The organism is Fictibacillus sp. UD, from assembly GCF_043558025.1.
In the GTDB taxonomy this organism is placed as follows: domain Bacteria; phylum Bacillota; class Bacilli; order Bacillales; family Fictibacillaceae; genus Fictibacillus.
The window spans coordinates 20,356-36,792 of record NZ_JARUHH010000015.1 but is presented as its reverse complement, the minus strand read 5'-3'; the positions used below and the strand labels follow the sequence as shown (position 1 = coordinate 36,792).

At 42.5% G+C, this 16,437-nt stretch carries 14 protein-coding genes; 6 read left to right on the top strand and 8 right to left on the bottom strand.

Annotated elements, in window-relative coordinates; translation table 11 throughout:
- Positions 1–15: 15 nt before the first annotated feature.
- Positions 16–513 (bottom strand): Crp/Fnr family transcriptional regulator, encoded by a 498-nt coding sequence (locus tag P8610_RS17005; protein WP_394605462.1) that lies wholly within the window; start codon positions 511–513, stop codon positions 16–18.
- 284 nt (positions 514–797) lie between these two features.
- Between P8610_RS17005 and P8610_RS17000 the strand changes: the two genes are divergently transcribed.
- Entirely contained in the window at positions 798–1,742 is a 945-nt protein-coding gene (locus P8610_RS17000; protein WP_394605460.1) for an AEC family transporter, read from the top strand.
- Here the strand turns inward: P8610_RS17000 and P8610_RS16995 are convergent.
- Positions 1,719–2,684: a YbgA family protein gene (locus P8610_RS16995; protein WP_394605457.1), complete on the bottom strand. Its 966-nt coding sequence runs from the start codon at positions 2,682–2,684 to the stop codon at positions 1,719–1,721. The two genes, P8610_RS17000 and P8610_RS16995, sit on opposite strands and share 24 nt — an antisense overlap.
- A 148-nt stretch (positions 2,685–2,832) precedes the next feature.
- Here P8610_RS16995 and P8610_RS16990 point away from each other — a divergent pair, with 148 nt between their 5' ends.
- Entirely contained in the window at positions 2,833–3,243 is a 411-nt protein-coding gene (locus P8610_RS16990; protein WP_394605455.1) for an NUDIX hydrolase, read from the top strand.
- On the opposite strand, the gene P8610_RS16985 is transcribed toward P8610_RS16990, so the two are convergent.
- Complete coding sequence (locus P8610_RS16985; RefSeq protein WP_394605453.1) at positions 3,244–4,116, bottom strand: GNAT family N-acetyltransferase; 873 nt, start codon at positions 4,114–4,116, stop codon at positions 3,244–3,246.
- A 159-nt stretch (positions 4,117–4,275) separates the two neighbouring features.
- Between P8610_RS16985 and trhA the strand changes: the two genes are divergently transcribed.
- Both trhA and P8610_RS16975 read left to right on the top strand, forming a co-directional pair.
- Entirely contained in the window at positions 4,276–4,914 is a 639-nt protein-coding gene (gene trhA, locus P8610_RS16980) for a PAQR family membrane homeostasis protein TrhA (protein WP_289493931.1), read from the top strand.
- A gap of 88 nt (positions 4,915–5,002) precedes the next feature.
- Positions 5,003–5,488, top strand: coding sequence for an 8-oxo-dGTP diphosphatase (locus P8610_RS16975; RefSeq protein ID WP_394605450.1), 486 nt, complete (start codon positions 5,003–5,005; stop codon positions 5,486–5,488).
- 228 nt (positions 5,489–5,716) lie between these two features.
- Here the strand turns inward: P8610_RS16975 and P8610_RS16970 are convergent, their stop codons facing one another.
- From P8610_RS16970 to P8610_RS16950, 5 genes are all read right to left on the bottom strand, one after another.
- On the bottom strand, positions 5,717–6,820 hold the full coding sequence (locus tag P8610_RS16970) for a M24 family metallopeptidase (RefSeq protein WP_394605447.1): 1,104 nt from the start codon (positions 6,818–6,820) through the stop codon (positions 5,717–5,719).
- Between the two features lie 324 nt (positions 6,821–7,144).
- Positions 7,145–8,527 carry a glycine--tRNA ligase gene (locus P8610_RS16965; RefSeq protein ID WP_394605446.1) on the bottom strand — a complete coding sequence of 461 codons (1,383 nt, stop codon included), beginning with the start codon at positions 8,525–8,527 and terminating at the stop codon, positions 7,145–7,147.
- Positions 8,528–8,869: 342 nt separating this feature from the next.
- Positions 8,870–9,826 (bottom strand): aminoimidazole riboside kinase, encoded by a 957-nt coding sequence (locus P8610_RS16960; RefSeq protein WP_394605444.1) that lies wholly within the window; start codon positions 9,824–9,826, stop codon positions 8,870–8,872.
- A 60-nt stretch (positions 9,827–9,886) separates the two neighbouring features.
- Positions 9,887–10,384, bottom strand: coding sequence for a PTS sugar transporter subunit IIA (locus P8610_RS16955; RefSeq protein WP_289493927.1), 498 nt, complete (start codon positions 10,382–10,384; stop codon positions 9,887–9,889).
- A gap of 425 nt (positions 10,385–10,809) precedes the next feature.
- Positions 10,810–13,182, bottom strand: a complete 2,373-nt coding sequence (locus P8610_RS16950) for a M14 family zinc carboxypeptidase (RefSeq protein WP_394605441.1) — start codon at positions 13,180–13,182, stop codon at positions 10,810–10,812.
- A gap of 710 nt (positions 13,183–13,892) precedes the next feature.
- On the opposite strand from P8610_RS16950, the gene P8610_RS16945 reads away from it, so the two are divergent.
- Positions 13,893–15,554 (top strand): PTS transporter subunit IIBC, encoded by a 1,662-nt coding sequence (locus P8610_RS16945; RefSeq protein WP_394605439.1) that lies wholly within the window; start codon positions 13,893–13,895, stop codon positions 15,552–15,554.
- Positions 15,555–15,557: 3 nt separating this feature from the next.
- On the top strand, positions 15,558–16,349 hold the full coding sequence (locus P8610_RS16940; RefSeq protein WP_394605437.1) for an endonuclease/exonuclease/phosphatase family protein: 792 nt from the start codon (positions 15,558–15,560) through the stop codon (positions 16,347–16,349).
- Positions 16,350–16,437: the final 88 nt, after the last annotated feature.

Below are 16,437 nucleotides of genomic sequence, written 5' to 3'. Positions count from 1 at the left end.
AAATTCTTTGACATTTCATTTCAGCTTTTTTAAAGCCCGGTTGACAGTCTCTCTTCTCAAACCGACAAACTGTCCGATTTCCTCTTGAGTCAGTATTTTTTCGATCTGAACTTCGGGAAAATAATGGCTGAACCAACTTTTAAGTTTTAGCACTTTTCCTTCTGGAGTCAACGTGGACATTTGATTGATTCGCTGCTGCATCATCCTTAATTTCGTTTCTAACAAAAGAGCAACTTCTTTGTATTTAAAAGGATCTTCCTCTAACGACTGATACCATTGTTTAGGATTAATCACTGCAATCTCGGAAGGTAATAACGCAATGGCCGTGCCGTTATACTCTTTTTGACTTGTTAGAGAATGGTGCGGAATGATTTCTCCTGGAACGATTAAGTTCAACAAAACCTGGCTGCCATCTTCATGAACGCGAACAATCTTTAACAATCCCTTTTCAAGCTTAAATAAAGGTCCCTCTTCACCTTGTCTAAATAAAGTTTCTCCTTTTGCAATCAACATGTAAATCACCTCTTTCTTTGAAAAAGCTCTTTTCTAAAAAATTGTTGCTATCTCATCATTTGCAAGTTGATTGTAGTGCAAGGTGCGAGACTCCTGGGGGACGAGCGGGGCAGGTGAGACTCCTCGGCGCAAAGCGCAGAGGAGGCTCACCGCACGCCCCCCGGAAAGCGAGCATCTGGAACGGAAGTCAACCTCTTTCAAAAACAACGAAGCTTAGCACCAAAAATCACTTTCACCCAATTCACTATTAAACCATACCCTTTTAAGTAAGGAGGGGATGATAGATGAACCATTTTGGTCCCTTTATTCAAGAGTTAACCCTATTGTACAGCATCGCGTTATTAGGTTATATCCTTCGCAAAAAAGAGATCTTACCGCCTGGCAGTGAAAAAACAATAATCGCTATCATCTTGAATGTCACGCTGCCTGCTCTTATTTTATTTGGCATGGACGTTCCTTTTTCCTTTGAAAATATTAAACAGTTCGTATGGCTTTCAATGATGTCGGCTTTTGTTTTAATCGTATCGTCAATCGTCTCGTGGTGGACGGTAAAGAAATTGAACACTGAAAAAAAGCAAAAAAATGCCTTAGAAGGCATCATGATCTTCGGTAATCAAGGCTTTCTAGGCATTGCTGTCAGTTTTTTATTGTTTGGAAAAGAAGGTGTGTTCATTGCGACTCTTTTTAACTTTGTCTATTTATTAGTCATCTGGACGTACGCAATCTATCTCTTTGCCAGGAACTCGGAAACCGTTCAGTGGCGAAAAGTGTTCTTAAACGCTGGCGTAACGTCCACATTAGTCGGCTTTGTTCTCATGCTTCTGCCAGGAACACTACCCGCGGTATTATCGAGCACACTTGAAATGACAGGAAAACCTACTGTTCCTCTATCCATGCTGCTGATTGGTGTTCTTTTAGGCGGCATGCCGATCCAAAAACTGAGAAGCTATTGCAGCAACATACATATATGGCTAGCTAGCTTCTATAAGTTGGTTTTCTTTCCGGTTCTGTTATTGCCCTTTGCTCTGTTTTCACTGCCTTTTCAACTATTCGCTGTTGCTGTTTTGACTGCAGGTATGCCTTCAGCTCCAACCATCTCGATGTATGCAGAGAGATATGGTGAAGATGCGTCGTTTGCGGCTGCAGGTGTTGCATTAAGTACGATTCTTTCCTTTCTTACCATTCCAGCACTCTATTGGCTTGTTCTAGTAATCTCTTCCCTTACCTGAATCTGAAATCTCTAGCAGAATCTCGGGATACGGCGCAAAAAAGGTTTGTCCAAGAATTTCGCTGTCTTCAAATCGGATCGCGTGCGACTTCAAGATTGTTGCGACACTCGAGAACGGCTCTTTTTTGTCTGCGTACTTTTGAAGAAGCTGTTCAAAAAATGCGACTTCTCCTTGAGATAGCCTGTCTTCAAACCGCTTAAAGATTTCATACGCGACTTTTCGGTTTGAATCGCTTCTTGCCGCACGGTTAAAAAGTTTATTCATCGCTTTTGCATACAATTGAATCGTTCGTTCTTCCCCATTCTCTTGCTCGTTTTTCAAGATGCGGTTCATCACTTTTAATGTAGGATTGCTATACGCCATAAAGAGGAACTGATTTTTTTTATGAAATGCTTTAATCGCGTCTAGTCCCTGTGGAAGTATGTTTCGAAACGCGGCTAGCGTAAATAGCTTTGTATAAAAACGGTCTCGAATCGTAAAATTATTTAACCGTCCTTCTTCTTCAATCGCTAAGTGCGAAAAGAGCTCAGCCACTTTTCCGCCGAATAAGCCGCTCGAATGACCGATCGCCGGCCCTTTTTCTGTTGAAGCATACACTTTCACTTCTTTTAAACCGCAAGAAGGTGAACGCGTTTTTAAAATAAATCCATCAGTATCAATGATTCCAGATAAATAGCCTTCTGAGAACATTTTCATCTCGTTCGTTACATCTCGTTGAGTGGAAGGCTGAAGAAGGAAGTGATCCTCCCCTTTTTTCACGATACGGATGGTTTCTCGCGGTGTTCCGAGTCCGATCTCAACCTCTGGACAAACAGGAACAAAATCAACATAGTCCATTAACTTTTTGATCACATCATTATAAATCACATCACCGTTATATCGGCATGCGTCGAATTCGAGACATTTACTCACAACTACACGAGGTCTAGCAAAGGCTTCCATTCCAAAACTCCCCTCAATCATTCTGTTATCATTGTTCCACTTTTAGATGAATTATTAACATATGTTCTGTAAAATGTTGGTTAGGAAGGAGCGATTTGATGGCTTATTATGAAGATCTCCGCAAATATGTAGGAAGTCACCGCTCATCTTGCCAGGGTCTGTTGTCATTATTGAAAACGATAGTGAAGAAATTCTGCTGCAGCACCGGAAAGATGGTGGCTGGGGGCTGCCCGGCGGTTTGATGGAACTTGGAGAAAGCTTTGAAGAAACGGCTGTTCGTGAAGTGAAAGAAGAAACTGGGCTCGATATAGACGGTTTAACCCAGCTTCACGTTTATTCTGGTAAAGATCACTATCTGCAAACGCCGAATGGTGATGAATTATATGCAGTGACTGCCGTTTATACGGCAAGTTCTGTTTCGGGTGAACTGTGCATCGATGAGGATGAATCGTTCGACTTTCGGTACTTTGCAGCAGATCAGCTGCCCGAAGGCACTTTAGCAGGAGCTAAAAGATACATAAGAGATTATCTTTATCAAAGAGACAGAGTCTGCCGGTAATCAAGCCGGAGATTCTGTTCTTTTTTGATCAAACTTCAGCTCAATATAATCACATACAGGCTGGTATCCGATATTTTGATAGATTTTATTAGAAGTTGGGTTGGCGAGATCTGTATACAGCGTGCAAAATTCAAAACCTTCTTGCAGCAGGAAATCGCTTAATGATGCGACAAGAGCACTCGCATATCCTCTGCCCCTCAAGTCACGTGGTGTATAAACGAGATTAACAGAAACCCCTTTAATAATTGGACGTGTCTTTGCTGCCATGGAGACAGGGCGGCCATCTTCTTCCCAAATAAAAAGAAATTCATTTTCTAATCGAGCTCTCGCATACTCTTCTGCTTCAGCAAATGTCATGAGCTGGTTCGTTTCTTCTGTCATCTCCAAAATCCATTGTGGCAAGAACGTTAAGTCCGCTTGTGTTGCTTTTCGCAACTTCCCGGGACGTGCCGCTTGCTGTATGACGGACTGCAGCGTATACAATCTGAGATCCATCAGCACTTTTTCTTCTAATGAATGTGCTTTCGTCCACTCTTCACTGAATGCTTTTCCTACCGCTTTAGGTGACATAATTTTATGAATGGCAAAGTCTTCTCTTATTAAGTATTGAACTAAATATGGGACAGCTGCCACTCCTTCTGCTTCCTCTTTTTCGAGAAGCAGCAAGGCATACGGCGGAATGAGCATCGCTGCGAGCATGATTTCCCCGCCTTTTTTTACCGTTGCCAAAAAAGGCTTTTCCTCTTCCCACACTTTGTCTTTAAACCGCAAACTGTTGCCAAGCATGATTCCCGCTCGGTCTTCCTGATTCAATAAGAATGACTCCACATCAGCGTAAAAAGCAGGAATAGACGAGTAGCGCGTTACCTCCATGATCATGACCCTCTCTTTATCTATAAAGTCTATAATTTTACCTATTTCAATTCTGCAGAAAAATATTCCTTCTTTTTTAACAAAATCTTAAAGTCTTTAATTGGTTAAAGGATACCTTTTTCTGATATACTTACTGTAACGTAAAGGAAGGTGAACGGAATGAGTACACATGTATTTTCAAAACGCGAAGAGATAGCAAATGCGATCACACACGGACTCGGTGTCCTTCTGAGTGTTGCGGTTACTTCTATTCTGCTCGTATTTGCAGTATGGAAAGGAACAGCTGTTCATATTGTTAGCTTCGCGGTATTCGGAGGAACGATGCTGGCTCTTTATACAGCTTCTACCCTCGTGCACGCTTTTCCTAAAGGACGGGTTAAAGATTTATTTGAGATTATGGACCACGCAGCCATCTATCTTTTTATCGCAGGAACCTACACGCCGATCGTACTGATTGTCGTGGGCGGCGCACTCGGCTGGACACTGTTCGGCGTCGTTTGGGGACTTGCGATCTCTGGCGTTGTATTTAAAGTTTTTTTTACGAAAAAATTTGTAGTGTTATCAACATTAGGTTATGTAGCGATGGGCTGGCTGATTACGTTTGCTTTTCAAGACATCTCAGCAAACATGCCGCCAGAAGGGATTCAGCTGCTTGTAGCCGGCGGAATCATCTACACGCTCGGCAGTATCTTTTATGTATGGCGCAGCTTTCCATTTCACCACGCAGTTTGGCATCTCTTTGTGTTAGCCGGCAGTGTGATGCATTTTCTTATGATGTTTTATGTGCTGCCACTATAATAAAAAACTTTGAAGAGCAGAAATGATGTCTGCTCTTTTTTTGTTGCCTCAATGTTAAAATTATTAAAAACGATATTGAGAGGATTTTATGTCAATTCAACTAAAAAAAATAGAGCATCGACTCTATACAATGTGCATGGTTCAACACGAAGATAAAGTGCTAATGATAAAGCGGCCTGACAGCCGTGGTTTCCCTGGCTTTTTGGCACCTGGCGGTAAGGTCGATTTCCCTGAAAGCTTAGTAGAGTGCGCTATTAGAGAAGTAAAGGAAGAAACGGGATTAACCGTTTCTAACCTTATATATAAAGGGATCGATGAGTATGTGAATCCGCAAGAGAATGTTAGGTACATGGTGTTTAACTATTGGACAGCTACTTTTTCGGGAGAGTTATTGGACAACCCTCCAGAAGGAGAGCTTTTATGGGCATCCATAAGTGAAGTACTGGATCTCCCCATGCAAGATTGGTTTAAAGAAAGATTTCCGTTGTTCTTTGAAGAAGGTACATTTGAGATTCAACGAGTGTGGGATGCGAAAAGAGAGCAACAAGAAGTAGTAAAGATCAGGAACACTTGAACCATGCATATGGCGATGTCGTATTATGTCTGAATTTGTAGACTCGCTGATATATAGGTAAAACTCGCCGTATTTTGGGTGGATTGCGCCGTATTATATAAGAATCTCGCCGTATTATCTTAATTTTCCGCCGGATTATCGACTTAGTTTAAGAAATTATTATTACGAAACTGCAAATACAAAGCAAAAGGATGGCCCAAAAATGTGGACCATCCTTTTTTAACGTTATTATTTAATAATCTGCAGCTCTTTTGGATATTTCGTCAATGTTTCATGTCCATCAGCCGTTACGTACACATCATCTTCAATACGTACGCCACCAACATCATCAATATAGATGCCTGGTTCGATCGTATATGTCATGCCTTCACGCAACACGCCGTCATTGTTATCGCTCATGGACGGGAACTCGTGAACATCGATTCCAAGACCGTGTCCGATACGATGCGGGAAGTGATCTCCGTAACCCGCTTCCGTAATGTGGTTGCGCGCGATCACATCAAGGTCACCAATGCGCGTTCCCGGCTTAGATGCTTCTAAAGCTTTCAACTGAGCCTGCAGCACAGTATCGTAGATTTCACGGCGCTTTTCATCTAGATCGCCAAACGCTACAGTACGCGTGATGTCTGAGCAATAGCCATCAAGGACAACACCTAGATCAAACAATACGAAGTCGCCATGCTGAAGCTTTCTTAATCCAGGCTTACCATGAGGCTGTCCCGCTTTTTCACCGAATAACACCATTGTAGAAAACGACATCGCACTGATGCCTTTTTGCTTCAGTTCGTATTCGATCTTCGCGAGTACCTCCATCTCTGTTACACCCTCACGAAGTGCTGCAACTCCTACCTCAACCCCATAGTCTGCAAGTCTCGCTGCTTCACGCAACGTCTTTAACTCGCTCTCTTCTTTTATGAGACGAAGCTCATTCAACAATTCTTCTGCACCTACCAAGCTCGCACTCTCAAACATGCCTAAAAGCTTCTCACCACGTGCATAAGGAAGTGTTTCTTTCTCAACCGCAACGGATGAAGCAGACGTAACACCGCGGCTCGCCAAAGCTTCTTGAACCTTCGCCCAAGGATCTTCAGAATCACTGTACCCAACGATCTCGTACGTCCAGCCAGCGCCTTTCGCTTGTGAACGCTCCATTCCTGGACAAACCATGAATGGCTCACCATCTGCTAACACCACAACACCTAACACGCGCTCATGCGGATCTGTGTAAAGTCCGGATAAGTAGAATACGTTCGCTGTTGTATGAATGAACGCGAAAGTATGTCCTTCTTGCTTTAACCAGTTTTGTACCTTTTGAATACGTCCTTCGTTCATGTATATACCTCCAATAAAAGCCCGGGGGCTATGAATTAATCTCTCACTGTCTATTGTAAAATAAACGCCACAGAAAAAACAGAAGCACACATCGCAAGTAGCAAATGTGTGCTTTAAGATTAAAATCTTGAAAGAGGTTGATCTCCGTTTCAGGATGCTCGCTTTCCGGGGGGCGTGCGGTGAGCCACCTCGACACTTTGTGCCCATAGGTGTCTCACCTGTCCCGCTGATCCCCCAGGAGTCTCGCACCTTACACTCCAATCAACTTTTCAATGATGCCTTTTACGAGTATATTCCGAAAGCAACATTGCTTCTTTCAAAGAATTAAAACTGAACCTTAGACTCAATAAAGCTCTTAAGATCTGCAATCTTCACACGCGTTTGTTCCATCGTGTCACGGTCACGTACTGTCACCATGCCATCTTCTTTAGAATCAAAATCGTATGTGATACAGAACGGCGTACCTACTTCATCTTGACGGCGGTAACGTTTACCGATTGATCCCGTTTCGTCGTAATCTACATTGAAGTCTTTAGCAAGTGAGCTAAACACTTCTGTTGCTTCTTCAGAAAGCTTCTTAGATAACGGCAAAATCGCTGCTTTATAAGGCGCAAGTGCAGGATGCAAGTGCATAACTGTTCTTGATGTACCATCTTCAAGCTGCTCATCTTCATACGCATCAATCAAGAACGCAAGTGTTACGCGGTCAGCACCTAGAGAAGGCTCGATGCAATACGGAATGTAGCGCTCGTTTGTTTCTTGGTCGATGTAGTTGAAGTCTTCACCTGAGAATTCCATGTGACGCTTCAAATCGAAGTCTGTACGGGATGCAACACCCCAAAGCTCGCCCCAGCCGAACGGGAATTTGTACTCAAAGTCAGTCGTCGCATTTGAGTAGTGAGAAAGCTCATCTTCGTTATGGTCGCGCAGACGAAGATTTTCTGACGTCATACCTAGTGACTTCAGCCAGTTTTCAGCTGTATCTTTCCAATAGTTAAACCACTCGATCTCGCTTCCTGGCTTACAGAAGAACTCGAGCTCCATCTGTTCGAACTCACGTGTACGGAACGTGAAGTTACCAGGCGTGATCTCGTTACGGAAGCTCTTCCCGATCTGTGCGATACCGAACGGCAGCTTCTTACGCATTGTACGCTGAACATTTTTGAAGTTAACGAAAATACCTTGAGCCGTTTCGGGACGCATGTAGATCTCGTTTGAGCTGGATTCAGTTACACCTTGGTGCGTTTTGAACATCAAGTTGAACTGACGGATGCTTGTGAAGTCATGGCTTCCACACTCAGGGCAAGCGATGTTGTACTCTTTTACGAGTTCTTCCATCTTTTCAAAAGGAAGACCGTCAACGATAATCTCTTTTCCTGCTTGATCAGCTGCGTCTTCAATTAATTTATCAGCACGGTGACGCGCTTTACAGTTCTTACAATCCATCATCGGATCGTTGAAGTTGCCGATGTGTCCAGATGCTTCCCACGTACGAGGGTTCATGAGGATCGCTGCATCAAGACCTACGTTGTAAGGAGATTCTTGAACGAATTTTTTCCACCAAGCTTTTTTTACGTTGTTCTTCAGTTCAACACCAAGCGGACCGTAATCCCACGTGTTTGCAAGACCTCCGTATATTTCAGATCCCGGAAAGACAAAACCGCGATGTTTCGCATGATTTGTGATGGTTTCCATGTTTTTTGACATTTTTATTCCTCCCATTCGGATTTTGCCTTTTGGATCAGGTTGGTTTTTTATGAAAAATAAAAAACTCCCGTCCCAAGGCGCTATGCCCAGGGACGAGAGTTGTATCTCCCGCGGTTCCACCCTAGTTGATCCGTATGTAATAACGAATCCTCTTTTCAAAAAGCAACTCCGGATTGCCGTTTCACTAATGTCTTCTACTGGGCTTACACCGTCCCCAGCTCGCTTTAAGAAGTGTTTCACTAGCTACTATTCTTCCTTCACCGTTGCGTATCATCTTTTATAATAAAATAATATTACCAAAAAACGAAAACATTAGTCAAAATATTTTCCTATTATATGCGCTTATTGCTTGTTTTGTGCAAGCTCTTCTTCTACCTGCTCCAAGGTAGGCAGTGCTGTCATCGCACCTTTTACTGAAACAGCAAGAGCTCCAGAGACACTTCCGAACAGCGCCATGTCACTTGCTTCATCAAGTGTAAGTTCTTCAAGCGTGCCATTAAATTCATTCAAGCAATGAAGAATGCCTGATACAAAAGCGTCACCTGCTCCCGTTGTATCAACAGCGGAAACACGTTTAGCCGGAATGTACTCTCCGCCTTCTTTCGTTACCACGTAACTGCCGTCATCTCCGAGTGTAATAAACAGCAGCGGAATCTCATACTGCTGAAGCACCTTAATGCCTTCCTCGACCTTTTTTAATCCTGTAATAAATTCGAGCTCCTCTTCTGAGATCTTCACAATGTCCGCGTGCTGCAGCATCGATAGAATCGTCTCTCGTGCCTGCGCCGGCGTCTTCCATAGTGAGAGTCTGAGGTTCGGATCGTATGAAACCCACATTCCGTTTTCCTTAGCGAGTCTGACCGCCTTTTCAGTAGCACTCTTAGATGGCTCACTGATTAAAGAGATGGACCCAAAATGAAGGATCTTGTGATCTTTAAACAGGCTAGGCTGAACATCTTTTTCTTCTAAAAAACGGTCTGCGCTAGGATTGATATAAAAGTCAAAAGAACGCTCTCCGTTTTTTCCTAATGTCACAAAAACAGCACCCGTTCTTACCTCTTCTGTTTTGTACACATGAAACGCGTTCACACCATAACTCTTTAATGTATCAATCATGAATGATCCTAGAACATCATCTCCTACTTTTCCTAAGAACGTTGATGCTGAGCCTAATCGTGCTACGCCTACAGCCACATTGGCAGGCGCACCGCCAGGACTTTTTTGGTAGGTTGTGTTGGTTTCATCAGTTGGAATAAAATCAACAAGTGCTTCTCCTAAAGAAATAACTCCTTTTTTCATCATAGCCTCCCCCTTTTCAATATGGAAAAAAATCAGGCATGGGTAGCCTGATTTCATCTATTATTTCATTTTAATCTGCAATAATGAAGTTTCACCTTTTGTAGCATCAGATGCTGCACGTTTGTCTAAAGATTCTACCGCATCACCATTTGTGATAACGATTGGCGTTACAGTGCTAGCCGCTTTTTCTTTAATTAAGTCCAGGTCAAAGCTTAGTAGCTTGTCTCCTGCTTTTACCTTATCTCCTACATTCACATGACCTTCAAAGCCTTCTCCGTTCATGCTTACCGTTTCAAGACCAACGTGAATAAGGATTTCTGCTCCAGCTTCAGATTGAATTCCGATGGCATGCTTTGTGTGGAAGAACTGAACGATTTCTCCATCTACAGGTGAAACAACGACGCCTTCAGTTGGCTCTATCGCAATACCGTCGCCCATCATCTTTTGAGCGAAAGTCGGGTCTGGCACCTCTTCAATGTTTACAATTTTTCCTGTTAACGGAGCAATAACCGTCTCTTCTTTTTTCACTTCTTTTTTTCCAAATAATTTATTGAACATATCTTTTCACTCACCTTTCAGTTTGCTTTACTTTTATAATTTACACCTGTCAGACCGCTTTAAAACATTTGAGCTTTAATATAGGTAATTTTCGTGTAGTTTCTTGAAAGCTGTTGATTTTCGTTTCAGGCTGCTCGCTTTCCGCGGGGCAGGCGGTGAGCCACATTTGGACGTTTCACTTTTAAGTGTCTCACCTGCCCGCCTGTCCCGCAGGAGTCTCGCACCTTGGACTACAATCAACTTGGCAGGGAAGCAAAAAATGAACCAAAAAGCTATTTAGACACGTACTTTCTGATACAAAGAAAGACCAAAGAGCTAGAAATGAATTCATTTCAATGCTCTTCAGGTCTTTTTTAATTGAACAGGGCAAACTTTCCCTATAAAAGTAATGCAGTGCTTATCTTATTGTCAATCAGAAAGGCTCTTTATTGATAAAGCGCATTGGATAATAAACGGAATAAATAATCCGTGTGATCACGGAACCCTGCTTCGAGTCCAATCAGCGTCACATCTTTGCCTGTTTCTTCTACGATCACCGCTTGTCCTGCAGCTTGTTCGTTACCTTTCCAATGGCCCGCAACAAAGAAGTCGCCAGAACCTAAAGCCGCTACAGATTTCGCATTGCCTATATCCGTAAACCATACCGGTCTGTAAACAAAGCCAAGGTCAGCTGCGCTGTAACCCGCTGTTACTTCATCTTTTTCGTAATTCACCTTTACGATTCCGTTGCTGTTCGCATTGCCTGTGTTGACTTTCACAGACGTTAATCCGAGCTGACTTGAAGCTTTAGCCCCGCCAGCACCTACAGCAATGTATTTTCCACCGTTATTGATGAATGTTTGTACATTTGTCTTAAAGCTTTCATATGCTGGTTTGCTGCCGACCACGAACGGCTTATTTGCCTCTCTTACATTTTCGTATTGCAGCAATGCATCCGTTCCTGAATAAAGAAACGCATCGAACTGAGATAGTCCTTTCTCCGCAACTTCTGTTGGTGTTACTTCTGTTACAGAAAAGCCTAGACGGTCAAGCGCCAGTTTCGTACCAGCGTGGCTTTGTGCTTTATTCATGCCGCCATCTTTTAAAATGGCAACTTTAAGTGATGATAGTTTTTCTTTTTGAGCCGGCATTTTAGCAGTTTCTAACGAGATGCCAGATTTCTTTACAAGTGTTTTAGTCGATGCTGATAAAGTCTCTACATAGAACTGTCCATCATTGCCTTTAAAAACACTTTCACCCGCTTTTACTAAATCATTCACCAATTTCACAGCCTGCACAGAGCTGTTTGAAATAACATACGGCCCTTTACCGTTTATAGAACCTGCATAGTCTGCTTCTTTTACAGGAGCTGTTTTCGCTTTTAGTTCTTCCTTTACCTCAATCGCTTCAAAGCCCCAAAGCTCTGGCAGACTCCATGCTGAAATGTCGTACATCGCAGGTGTATCGTTCGTGATATCTTCTCCGTCCCATAACATCGTGTTAGCAAGACCCGCTTTCGCTTGGCTCATATCAACGATGTATGTCCCTGCCGGATAGGTTTGCCCATTTGCTGAAAAAGCTTTCGTTGCTTTTTCTACAGAAATATCGTTTTCAAGAAGGTGGTTCACTGCTTTTTCAGTAACAGTCGGATCCTTTTCATTAACCGGAAGCACATAGGCATTCGGGAAAAATCCTTCTTCATGGTACGGATGGTCAAAGTTGATACCACGTTCGAAAATCTCAATCTGATCCGTCAGCATACCTTGTTTATTATCTGTTGCAAATTTTAACGCACCCATAACCGCGTCATTTGCCCATCTCACACCGTCCCAGCTGTTTGTCGGTGCTTCAAGTGTATATCCGTATGCTCCGTGATACATCGCATACATCGGTGTAAAGATCGGCGGATAGTCGTCCCAACCAGCACTGTCATCTCGCTGAGGGATATACGTTCCTGTCATATTCTTATAATGATCAGATTCATAGTTTGCTTTATTTCCAACAATCTCGCTTTCCATCGCCTCAGCCTGATCTAGAGCCCATTTGGAGAACAAGTCGTATTCATAGTTCGGATTATGAGGCGGTGTACATGGCTCGATAAGGCCAGGTTTGCCGTCAGAGCTGTTCACGTATCCGTGCAAATCAAGAAAAACCATCGGATTCCATTCGGTAATAAGGTCAACGGTCTGCTTCGTTTCTTCTTGAGACTGTGTAATGAAATCACGGTTCAAGTCGATGCCGTTCCCGTTAAAGCGTGTCCCGTCCACACGGCCATCTGGGTTTGCTACTACATTAAAGATAAGAATGTTACTTTTAAGAATTTCTTTTGTCTCTGCATCATTATCGTTCGCGAAACGATCCATCAGTTGAAGAACTGCATCAGATCCTATGTATTCCGTACCATGAATTGATCCGTTAATCATAACTGGCACCTTAAAGTCAGGGTTCTCAGCAATCCAATCTTGAGCCTTTTGAGGATTTTTGAACATCTGCTTGCGAAGCTTTTTGTAATGTCCGTATTTCCCCTTGTCTTCTGGGTTAGAGATCGTTACGACATACATCGGATAACCATCAGAAGATGTACCCGTTTGCTCCAAGGTCACACGCTTACTTTCTTTATTAAGCTTTTGAAGAATCTCACCAATCTTAGAGTATTTTACAAAATCATAATGCTCTGAGTTAAACGGACTGCCATCAGCCTCTTCATAAGAATTAACATTCGTCCATTGTTTTTGAGGTGCTTCCGCTGTTACCGCGTAAGGCATCGATGCGAGCAAACTTACACTCAACGCACCAGCTATCCAATTTTTCTTTTTCATTTGTTTCTCCCCTTCCTCATTCCGAAAATAATTATACTTAGTTATGAATATTTATTCAATCACTTTTCTTGTTTTTCTACCATTCTTCATATTCAACAACCCTTATGTAATGCCTTTATATATTTTAGATCTGCATAAAAATAAGTAAATACTCATAGTTCTTTACTCACATGAAGCGTTTTAAAATATTTACAAGTAGGAGGATGTTCCACCCGGATTTGCCTCTCGTTCCACCTGAGAACCGCTTTTAGGAGATATAAATGCACTTGAAATCATCAAGGTCAGAGAACCTGCTCCGAGAAATGAGTGGTATCTACTATTCGAGCTTTTTTTACGGTACGTGTTCTTATATTTGTTACACGTTCGCCGCTAAAGTGGGGTTAACCACCTGAGATGTGCTCCGTTCCACCTGAGAACTTCACCGCACCGCCTCTACCTTATAAAACTCATTCAATGCGAAGCCATTTCCCAAACTAGCACCATGAATCCTCCTATTAATCCCTCTCACGAAAACACACTGGAAAAACTTTTATATATTTTTTAATCAATATTACTTGTAAATGAAACCGTTTTATTTTACAATCACTAATGCAAACGATTGCACCGACATGCATATACAAATATGTAAGCGATTCATAATTTTTTTGCAATCTATTGAATGCGATTTCAAAAAATCAACAAAAGATATATACTTAAAGGAGGAAATCGTTTTGAAACAACGTGGAAAACTCATTTCATTTGATTTCTGGCAAAAGCTAGGTAAAGCGCTTCTTGTAGTAGTAGCGGTTATGCCAGCTGCCGGTTTGATGATATCACTAGGTAAAGTTATTGCTATGTTTGGTGGCGACATGACTTTAGTGCAAACGATTGCCCGTGTTATGGAAGACATCGGGTGGGCGATCATTACAAATCTGCACATTTTATTCGCCGTAGCAATTGGGGGATCTTGGGCTAAAGAACGTGCTGGTGGTGCTTTTGCGGCTGTCATCGCATTTATCCTGATCAATCGCATCACTGGTGCGATCTTCGGTGTTAATAGCGCTATGATGCTTGAAGAAGGGGCGAAAGTTAAATCCCTTTTTGGCTCTGAACTGATTGTTGGTGACTATTTCACATCAATTCTTGGAGCACCTGCTCTTAATATGGGTGTTTTCGTCGGTATCATTTCCGGTTTCCTAGGTGCGATACTATTCAACAAATATTACAACTACAATAAGCTTCCAAATGCATTAGCATTCTTTAACGGAAAACGTTTTGTACCATTTGCTGTTATCTTATGGTCAGTGGTTACAGCACTCGTTCTTGCATTGGTTTGGCCATTTATTCAAGGACTGTTGAATGACTTTGGTAAATGGATTGCAACATCTCGCAACACGGCTCCAGTTATCGCGCCATTCGTGTTCGGTACACTAGAGCGTCTATTATTGCCATTCGGTCTTCACCATATGTTAACGGTGCCGATCAACTATACAGAGCTTGGCGGAACGTATCAAATCATGACTGGTTCAGGCGCAGGTTCTTCTGTAGCTGGCCAAGATCCACTGTGGCTTGCTTGGATCAATGATTTGAACAACTTCTTAGCTGCTGGAGATACAAAAGCGTATCAAGCCCTTCTTAATGATGTTGTACCTGCTCGTTTTAAAATGGGACAAGTTGTTCTTTCAACGGCTTCACTTGTAGCGATCGCACTTGCGATGTACATGAACGTTGATAAAGACAAGCGTAAAAAATACAAGTCTATGTTCTTATCTGCAGCACTAGCTGTATTCTTAACAGGTGTTACAGAGCCGATCGAATTCATGTTCATGTTTGCTGCACCACTTCTTTATGTTGTGTATGCGATCACGACTGGTCTTGCGTTCGCTGTAGCGGATCTTATCCACGTTCGTGTTCACGCATTCGGTTTTATCGAGCTTCTTACTCGTACACCATTGCTTGTAAAAGCAGGATTAACGCGTGACTTAATCAACTTTGCACTAACATGTATCGTATTCTTTGGATTAAACTTCTCGATTTTCTATGTATTGATCAAAAAGTTCAACCTGCCTACTCCAGGTCGTGCGGGTAACTATATCGAAACAACTGAAAACGATGCTGCACCAGCTAAACGTGAAGCAGCAACAGGCTCAGACAACTCTCAAGCTTCAGCGATTATCGGTCTTTTAGGTGGAGCTGACAACATTGAAGACGTTGACGCATGTATGACTCGCCTTCGTGTAACCGTTAAAGACACAACGGGCGTTGGTACGGAAAAAGAATGGAAAGAAAACGGAGCACTTGGTCTGATCATCAAAGATAAAGGTGTTCAAGCGATTTATGGACCAAAAGCTGACGTATTAAAATCTGATATTCAAGATCGTTTGGGGATGTAATTCATGAAGCTATTAACGTTAAACGTTCATGCTTGGCAGGAAGAGAACCAGATGGAAAAATTAGAGATGCTTGCTCGCGATATCGCGAGTGAGCGTTATGATGTTATCGCGCTACAAGAGGTTATGCAGTCGATTGACGCTCCTCTTGTAAAAGACAACATCAAAAAAGATAATTATGCCCTTGTTCTTTTAGAGCTAGTGAGAAAACTTGGCGTTGAAGATTATGACTTTGTATGGGACATGGCGCACTATGGCTATGTAACGTACGAAGAAGGTTTGGCGGTCATAAGCCGTCATCCGATTACATCTCATGAAAGCTTTTTTGTTTCTGATTTGCAGGATATGAACAATTGGAAAACACGAAAGATTGTAAAAGCTACAATTTCCTTTGAGGGACAAGACATTCAATTCTTCTCCGGTCACTTTGGCTGGTGGGAAGATGATCTTGAACCTTTTAAAGGTCAGTTCGATCGTTTGATGCAGTATATCCCAGAAGAAGGTCTTTCTTTTATCATGGGCGACTTAAACAACGATGCTAACGTTTCAGGTGAAGGCTTTCATTATGTAAAAGAAAAAGGTCTTTACGACACGTATGAACTTGCTTCAAAAAAAGATGATGGCTTAACAATCATCGGTTCCATTGCAGGCTGGGATGATAACGAAGCTGGCCGCAGGATTGATTATATTCTAAGCAGCAAGCCCGTTGACGTTCAGCAATCATCCGTGCGTTTTAACGGAAAAGAAACACCGGTGGTTTCCGATCATGCAGGTGTGGCAGTGACGATTAATCTTTAGGGTTCTTCATTGACTAGTTGATTGGAGTGGAAGGTGCGAGACTCCTGCGGGACAAGCGGTCAGGTGAGACACTTAAAAGTGAAACGTA